Source organism: Edwardsiella sp. A.80236, assembly GCF_044540725.1.
Classification (GTDB): domain Bacteria; phylum Pseudomonadota; class Gammaproteobacteria; order Enterobacterales; family Enterobacteriaceae; genus Edwardsiella; species Edwardsiella tarda.
Genome location: NZ_JBIUCY010000035.1, coordinates 1 through 6,984 on the forward strand (window position 1 = coordinate 1; position 6,984 = coordinate 6,984).

Here is a 6,984-nt window from a genome sequence, read left to right on the forward strand (position 1 = left end):
TATTGAACTGTCAGGAGCTGGCTGCACAACAGCCATTACGCCCAATCAACTGGTGCAGTCGTCTTCTGAAAATGACACTGTTTGTATATAATCATGAAAAAATGGTGAGTAGAGTTTCAGGGTAACAGGGGATGCTTATGTCGGTTTTCCACAACTGGCTACTTGAGATCGCATGTGAGAATTACTTCGTCTACATCAAACGCCTTTCCGCCAACGATACCGGCGCAACAGGTGGTCACCAGGTAGGGCTTTATATCCCTTCAGGTATCGTTGAAAAACTCTTTCCGTCTATCAACCATACCCGTGAACTGAACCCTTCGGTTTTTCTCACCGCACATGTGTCATCGCATGATTGCCCTGACAGCGAAGCCAGGGCAATTTATTATAACAGCCGTCATTTTGGTAAAACCCGGAATGAAAAAAGGATTACCCGCTGGGGTAGAGGCAGCCCACTTCAGGATCCTGAAAATACAGGGGCTCTGACGCTCCTGGCTTTCAAGCTTGATGAGCAAGGGGGGGACTGTAAGGAAGTAAATATTTGGGTATGCGCCAGCACTGATGAAGAGGACGTCATTGAGACCGCTATTGGTGAAGTTATACCCGGAGCGCTTATATCCGGCCCCGCAGGACAGATTCTAGGCGGACTATCTCTACAGCAAGCGCCAGTAAATCATAAATATATTCTACCTGAAGACTGGCACCTGCGCTTTCCGTCGGGAAGTGAAATTATTCAGTATGCAGCCAGCCATTATGTGAAAAATTCCCTTGATCCGGATGAGCAACTTCTTGACCGCCGGCGCGTGGAGTACGACATATTTCTATTGGTTGAGGAACTGCATGTTCTGGATATCATCCGGAAAGGATTTGGCTCTGTGGATGAATTTATTGCGCTGGCCAATTCTGTCAGCAATCGCCGTAAATCCAGAGCCGGGAAGTCGCTGGAACTGCACCTGGAGCATCTATTCATTGAGCACGGCCTGCGACACTTTGCGACGCAGGCCATCACAGAAGGTAATAAAAAACCCGATTTCCTTTTCCCTTCCGCAGGGGCTTACCACGATACTGAGTTTCCCGTAGAAAATCTGCGCATGCTGGCAGTCAAGACTACCTGTAAGGATCGCTGGCGTCAGATACTGAATGAGGCCGATAAAATTCATCAGGTGCATCTGTTTACACTCCAGGAGGGAGTTTCTCTGGCTCAATATCGGGAGATGCGGGAGTCGGGTGTCAGATTGGTCGTGCCATCATCTCTGCACAAAAAATACCCGGAGGCGGTGAGAGCTGAGCTAATGACGCTAGGTGCGTTTATTGCTGAGCTGACAGGGCTTTACGCAGATATTCCATAGATTATCTCCCGGCATAAATACCGGGAGGAGCGATCAGATTCGTTCAACCTTGCACGAATCGGCATTAACCGCTTTCAGGATATAAGGTTCAAGCAGTTTGGCTACGGCTTCAAACACGGGCACCACTACGGAGTTACCGAACTGCCTGTACGACTGAGTGTCTGACACAGGAATGCGAAAAGGCCTGCCATCTACTTTTTCAAAACCCATAAGGCGCGCGCACTCTCGCGGAGTCAGCCTGCGGGGCCGATGCGCCTGATTTTCTTCGTTCGCGAAGTCTGTTTCACCTGTGGCCATATCCCAGCCACGGTCTATCAGAATTTCAGACCCGTCTTTGTGATAGCGAGCAGAAAGCGTACGGGCAATGCTTTCTTTATTTTCAGGATTAACGAGGCCAAAACCGAATCCGTTACCCTTAGCTGCGTGCTTTTTGGCGTAGTTATAGAGATACTCCCAGAGTTTCGGCGTCAGTATATATTTGCTGTCAACCACGGGTTCCAGCAGTTCGCCAAATGACGGACGCTGTTCCGGATAAAAACGACTAATATCGCGCAGGGTAAAGCCCTGGTGAATGTTCAGATCACGGCGGAAACCGACCAAAACGATACGTTCTCGGTGCTGAGGTAAAAAGTGCTTTCCGTCGATAACTTTAGGATCGTTTTTGCCCATCTCAGCTGCATCCGCAACTTCATAGCCCAGTTCGTCGAGGGTATCCATGATGACTTTAAAGGTTTTACCCTTGTCATGGCTCTTCAGGTTTTTAACGTTTTCAAGAACAAAGATGGCAGGTTTTTTTGCGCGGATAATACGCGCCACATCGAAGAAAAGCGTTCCCTGAGCCTCACATTCGAAACCATGCGCGCGCCCGAGCGAGTTTTTCTTGCTTACGCCCGCAAGGCTAAACGGTTGACAGGGGAAACCTGCTAGAAGTACATCATGATCCGGCACATGCTCATTAATGTAAGCATAGGCATCGTTTTCAGGTACTTCAGGTTTATCACTGAGCGTGACTTCACGAATATCGAGATTGAAAGTGTGTTCCTGAGCATCGTTAAACCAGTTAGCTTTATATGTGCGCACAGCCTCTTTATTCCATTCACTGGTAAAAACGCACTGGCCACCGATGGTTTCGAAGCCCTTCCGTATACCTCCAATCCCAGCAAACAGGTCAATAAACCGGAAGGCATAGTCAGGGTGATGTGCAGGCGCTTCCGGAAGCATTTTTCGTAGAAGTTCCTCTTCGGCTAACGTCAGCGTCTTAGGTGAGCACTTACCATTAATCCAGCGATTAAGAGTCTCGCGACTCCACTCATTTTTACCAACTTTTCTAAGCAGTTCAGCCACGTACTTCTGGTCATAGATTTCCAGCACCTGCCCGAGCAGCTTTTTATCATTTTCCTGTCGCAGTTGTTCTTCCGCTTCTGCTTTCTCAAGCAGATCCTGCGCCAGTAATTCAAATTCAGACATATTGCCTCCATTGGGTCTTATGGGTGAAACTGTATCACTCATTTGACCCAGATTGAATGTTTTTATCTGGATATTTAAACAGGTTTATTGTTAGGTAACGCACGTTGGCCACGCTGGAGCGTCTTCTGGGCCTGCTGTCGGCCTTTGAGGTCGTGGTATGGATGACGGATGGCTGGCCGCTGTATGAACCCCGCCTGAAGGGAAAGCTGCACGTTATCAGCAAGCGTTACACTCAGCGCATTGAGCGACATAACCTGAATCTGAGACAACATCTGGCAAGGCTGGGACGGAAGTCACTGTCGTTCTCAAAATCGGTGGAGCTGCATGACAAGGTCATCGGGCATTATCTGAACATAAAACACTATCAGTAAGTTGGAGTCATTACCGGTTCTCTTTGTCTTTTAGTGATTCTATAAACCTCATTACGTCTGAATATAAAAATCTATTATTTGATTTATGTGGCTCATGAGGTTGTGGGATGGTCTTGTTTTTGAATGTGCCAGTTTTCTTAATGGCAAAGATTAACTCACCTTCTGTTATTCCTAACATTTCAGCAAATGTTTTTGCTTCTATAGTTACTGACTTCATTTAATTAACTCTCATGGTATCGATTTTCTTTACCGGCATCTTTAACAATGGTGCTCGTTTCTAGTGTTGCTGCGGTACGCTTCATCATCGTCTGCGGGGCGGTTGCGATAGTGAAGGAGCTGCCGGGCGTGAGCAAATCTATCAGGCGCTGGCCGCTGATAATCTCCATCCGTTCACTGGCAATACTGACAGATTTTGAACCTGCGCCGGTTTTCCCGGTATGGCAAAACAGACCGCGACAGTTATGACGTTTAAGCAACTTCTCGAACTCCTGTACGTGCTGTAAAGCAATATGGCCGCGATAGCGTTTAGCCTGAATAAGATAGCGATATTTTCCTATTATTACCTGGCCGTCAATGCCTCCATCGCCGGTATAGCGTTTGTTTCTGATGGTTCTGAAGCCATGCGCTTCAAATCCTTCCAGCAACAGTTCTTCAAACACAAAAGGATCAATTTTCCTCAGGTAGTTAATTTTTTGTGGGAAGCCCGGCAACGTCTTTATGCGCTCCAGCACCCGCCGCGCACTTTGCTGCTTCCTTTTGTGTCGCCTGTGCCGTACTGAACGCCGGAAGAATACAACGGCAAGCAGTGCGATGGCGCTGCAAGCCCATAGAATAAGGTTTTCTGTAGTGGGGAAGGGGATCATGGTCATAGTGGGCTTTCTGAGGGTAAAGAAAAGGGCGGTTAAACCGCCCTGGTGTTTAGCGACGGCTGTATACCTGCCACGAAGCGCTGCCTGACTGATTCTGGCAAATCCGCCCGTAAAGTACGGTGCCGGTCGAGTAGCGGGCGCCATTCAGATAGCAATAGCCGCTGGATTGCAGCAGTTCGTTGCGCAGCTTTTCTTCCTGCTTTGATAGCCGGGACTCCGCAGACTGCAAACGAACGGATAATTCGTTAATCTGGCGTTGCTGGTTATTCAGCTGGCTCTGCATCGCATTACCTTTATCCTGGCTGACGCAACCAGTTAAGAGAGCTGTACAGGCTAATGCACTTAATATTATTTTTTTCACGTTGGCTCCTTAAATTGAGATTATTCCTAGTTCGCCTATAAGCGAACTTTCCCGTATTTACTTATGATCTGGCTTATCATCGACTGGTTACTTCCACCTTCGCCATTATCCGGGCATTCATTAAGAAAAGCCTTCCTGGCATCCTTCGTGTGGTTGGGTAAAAAGCCGTGCTTGTTCTTTTTAACGATATTGAAGAAAGCAGCTTCAGCACTGTTACACTCGCTTCCGCCGCTATCGCCGGTGAGCTTGCCCGCCATGCACATAATAACTTTGCAGGGATCTTCAGCATGGCTGGCAGGAATATAAAGCAGACTACCAGCTGCTATCAGAGGTATTAAGAGTTTCTTCATTGTTTTGTCCTTAACAGTTTGTTCAGATATGGGGTCTGACGCTCAGTGGAACGAAAACTCACGTTAAGCAACGTTTTCTGCCTCTGACGCCTCTTTTAATGGTCTCAGATGTCCTTTGGTCACCAGTTCTGCCAGCGTGAAGGAATAATGGCCGAGCATATTGATATGTCCGTGGCAAAGCTGGGAGAGGCGTGCGATATCTTCATCATTCAGTGTTTCACCCTGCGCCCGGAGATGATCCAGGGCTGCCTGCATATAAATAGTGTTCCATAACACGACGGCGTTAGTGACCAGCCCCAGTGTGCCCAGTTGATCTTCCTGACCGTCGGTATATCGTTTTCTTATCTCACCTTTTTGACCGTGACAGATGGCTCTGGCAACGGCATGGCGACTTTCTCCCCGATTAAGCTGGGTCAGAATGCGCCGGCGGTAATCTTCATCATCAATATAATTAAGCAGATACAGCGTTTTGTTGATGCGCCCCACTTCAATGATTGCCTGAGTCAGTCCGGAAGGACGTTCACTTTTCAGCAATGAACGGACCAGCACTGAAACCTGTACTTTGCCCAGCTTCAGGGAGCCAGCGGTCCGGATCATTTCGTCCCACTGAAGGACTATTTTTCGGGGATCTGATTGCCCTCTGGCAATATCATTCAGCACGCCATAGTCGGCATCATGGTCCATTCGCCAGAAAACCGAAGCACCGGCATCAGCCAGGCGTGGAGAAAACTGGTATCCCAGCAGCCAGAAAAGGCCAAAGACAAGTTCGCTGGCACCTGCTGTATCGGTCATAATTTCGGTTGGATTCAGCCCGGTCTCCTGTTCCAGAAGACCTTCCAGCACAAAGATAGAGTCCCTCAGCGTCCCCGGTATAACGATGCCATGAAAGCCGGAATACTGATCGGACACAAAGTTGTACCAGGTGATCCCTCTGTTATTACCAAAGTATTTGCGGTTCGGTCCGGCATTGATTGTTCTGACTGGCGTAACAAAGCGCATTCCATCTGCAGATGCCACTTCTCCTCCACCCCATATCTGTGCCAGTGGCAGCGTTGCCTGAAAATCAACCAGTCTGGCATTAGCGCTGGTGATAGTTTCAGCCCGCAGATAGTTCGCTTTTGTCCAGTTCAGCCGGTGTCGGGTCAGTGCAGGAACATTTGATCTGATCAGTGGTTCCAGACCGATATTGCAGGCTTCAGCCATCAGCACGGCGCTGATGCTGACGGGCAGATCATCAACTCTGGCACTGGCTTCACTAGCATGGAAAAACTCATCAGCAAATCCGGTATGGGCGTTAATTTCGAGCAGCAACTCCGTTAAATCCACCGGAGGGAGTAGATCACTGATCATTTTGCTCAGTCGTTTCAGACTGTCCGGCTCATCAAGACTGGCGAGGGGAGAAATTGTCAACCGGGGCTTCGGGCCAGAAACATCGAGTTCGACAGCCTCATTTTCGCAAAGACGTGCAGCAACCTGTCTGTAACGACTATCAAGCTGATGACCCAGAGATTTTATTGCTTCCTGCGGGTCTGTCGGGTGCCCCAAAGAACGATAAACCTTAATCCGGTTTGCCTGCCAGTCAGCACCCTGTAGTAATCTTGCACGAGGATCTCCCCACCGGTTACTGCCGGTAACGTAGACATCCCTCCGCCTCAGACTATCCTGCAGTTTACTGAGAAAGCAGAGCGTGTATCCCCTGCGGGTGATATGTTTTTCCTTGTTAATCACCAGCCGTTTCCATGACCGACTGATAATTTCCGTTGGTGCGTCGTCAAAAAACTGCCGCCGTGAGCTGAACTCCCGGCTGAGGTAGTCACAGGCATTCAGAGTGGTAACCCCGGCAGGTGCGGATGAAAATTTAACGGTATTCAGCAGATGGGGCAGGAAACGACGAACGCGCCCGTACTGCTCCACCATTTCTTCATGAAAATTATCGTCTGAGGGCCGGGCAATTTCACGGACAAGCGTGATGATTTCAGCCAGCTTTTGCCTTGGGATGTAGCTGAACACCTCAGCACGAATCGATTCGTCCGGTGTTTCTTCTTTCAGCAGGTACGAACATGCGCTGGCGAGCGCCAATGCAGATTTATCCAGATCCTTCAGCGAGCGGAGCCGTTTTTTCTGCCCAATCTTTCTGGCGTCACGGATGATAACGGCCAGCATGGCGTCCAGAACGTCCAATGCATCATCCAGCGCCAGCGTTTCCCATGCAAGGACAAA

The 6,984-nt window shown here is 49.0% G+C and carries 7 protein-coding genes and 1 pseudogene; 2 read left to right on the plus strand and 6 right to left on the minus strand.

Translation table 11 applies throughout. The annotated features are described in order from the left end of the window. The first annotated feature begins 137 nt into the window (after positions 1-137). Positions 138-1,346, plus strand: coding sequence for a type II site-specific deoxyribonuclease (locus tag ACEQFP_RS16940; protein WP_001749969.1), 1,209 nt, complete (start codon positions 138-140; stop codon positions 1,344-1,346). Positions 1,347-1,379: 33 nt separating this feature from the next. On the opposite strand, the gene ACEQFP_RS16945 is transcribed toward ACEQFP_RS16940, so the two are convergent. Next, positions 1,380-2,813 carry a DNA cytosine methyltransferase gene (locus ACEQFP_RS16945; RefSeq protein ID WP_001288432.1) on the minus strand — a complete coding sequence of 478 codons (1,434 nt, stop codon included), beginning with the start codon at positions 2,811-2,813 and terminating at the stop codon, positions 1,380-1,382. A 98-nt stretch (positions 2,814-2,911) separates the two neighbouring features. On the opposite strand from ACEQFP_RS16945, the pseudogene ACEQFP_RS16950 reads away from it, so the two are divergent. Continuing rightward, positions 2,912-3,184 (plus strand): annotated as a pseudogene (locus ACEQFP_RS16950) (IS1 family transposase); the annotation flags it as partial. Between the two features lie 10 nt (positions 3,185-3,194). On the opposite strand, the gene ACEQFP_RS16955 reads toward ACEQFP_RS16950, so the two are convergent. The 5 genes from ACEQFP_RS16955 to ACEQFP_RS16975 form a co-directional block, all read right to left on the minus strand. After that, positions 3,195-3,401 (minus strand): hypothetical protein, encoded by a 207-nt coding sequence (locus tag ACEQFP_RS16955; RefSeq protein ID WP_001749967.1) that lies wholly within the window; start codon positions 3,399-3,401, stop codon positions 3,195-3,197. 4 nt (positions 3,402-3,405) lie between these two features. Further along, positions 3,406-4,053, minus strand: coding sequence for a restriction endonuclease (locus tag ACEQFP_RS16960; RefSeq protein WP_015344958.1), 648 nt, complete (start codon positions 4,051-4,053; stop codon positions 3,406-3,408). Between the two features lie 49 nt (positions 4,054-4,102). Further along, positions 4,103-4,414, minus strand: a complete 312-nt coding sequence (locus tag ACEQFP_RS16965) for a hypothetical protein (RefSeq protein ID WP_001452736.1) — start codon at positions 4,412-4,414, stop codon at positions 4,103-4,105. Positions 4,415-4,449: 35 nt separating this feature from the next. After that, a complete protein-coding gene (locus ACEQFP_RS16970) occupies positions 4,450-4,764 on the minus strand; it encodes a TrbM/KikA/MpfK family conjugal transfer protein (protein ID WP_001749965.1) in 315 nt (104 codons plus the stop codon). Between the two features lie 63 nt (positions 4,765-4,827). After that, on the minus strand, positions 4,828-6,984 hold a 2,157-nt coding region (locus tag ACEQFP_RS16975; RefSeq protein WP_396464360.1), incomplete at its 5' end, for a Tn3-like element Tn3 family transposase.

What these genes read in the sequence shown, in the direction of transcription:
- ACEQFP_RS16940 (WP_001749969.1), top strand. Translation starts at nt 138, where the DNA reads ATGTCGGTTTTCCACAACTGGCTACTTGAGATCGCATGTGAGAATTAC.
- ACEQFP_RS16945 (WP_001288432.1), bottom strand. Translation starts at nt 2,813, where the DNA reads ATGTCTGAATTTGAATTACTGGCGCAGGATCTGCTTGAGAAAGCAGAA.
- ACEQFP_RS16955 (WP_001749967.1), bottom strand. Translation starts at nt 3,401, where the DNA reads ATGAAGTCAGTAACTATAGAAGCAAAAACATTTGCTGAAATGTTAGGA.
- ACEQFP_RS16960 (WP_015344958.1), bottom strand. Translation starts at nt 4,053, where the DNA reads ATGACCATGATCCCCTTCCCCACTACAGAAAACCTTATTCTATGGGCT.
- ACEQFP_RS16970 (WP_001749965.1), bottom strand. Translation starts at nt 4,764, where the DNA reads ATGAAGAAACTCTTAATACCTCTGATAGCAGCTGGTAGTCTGCTTTAT.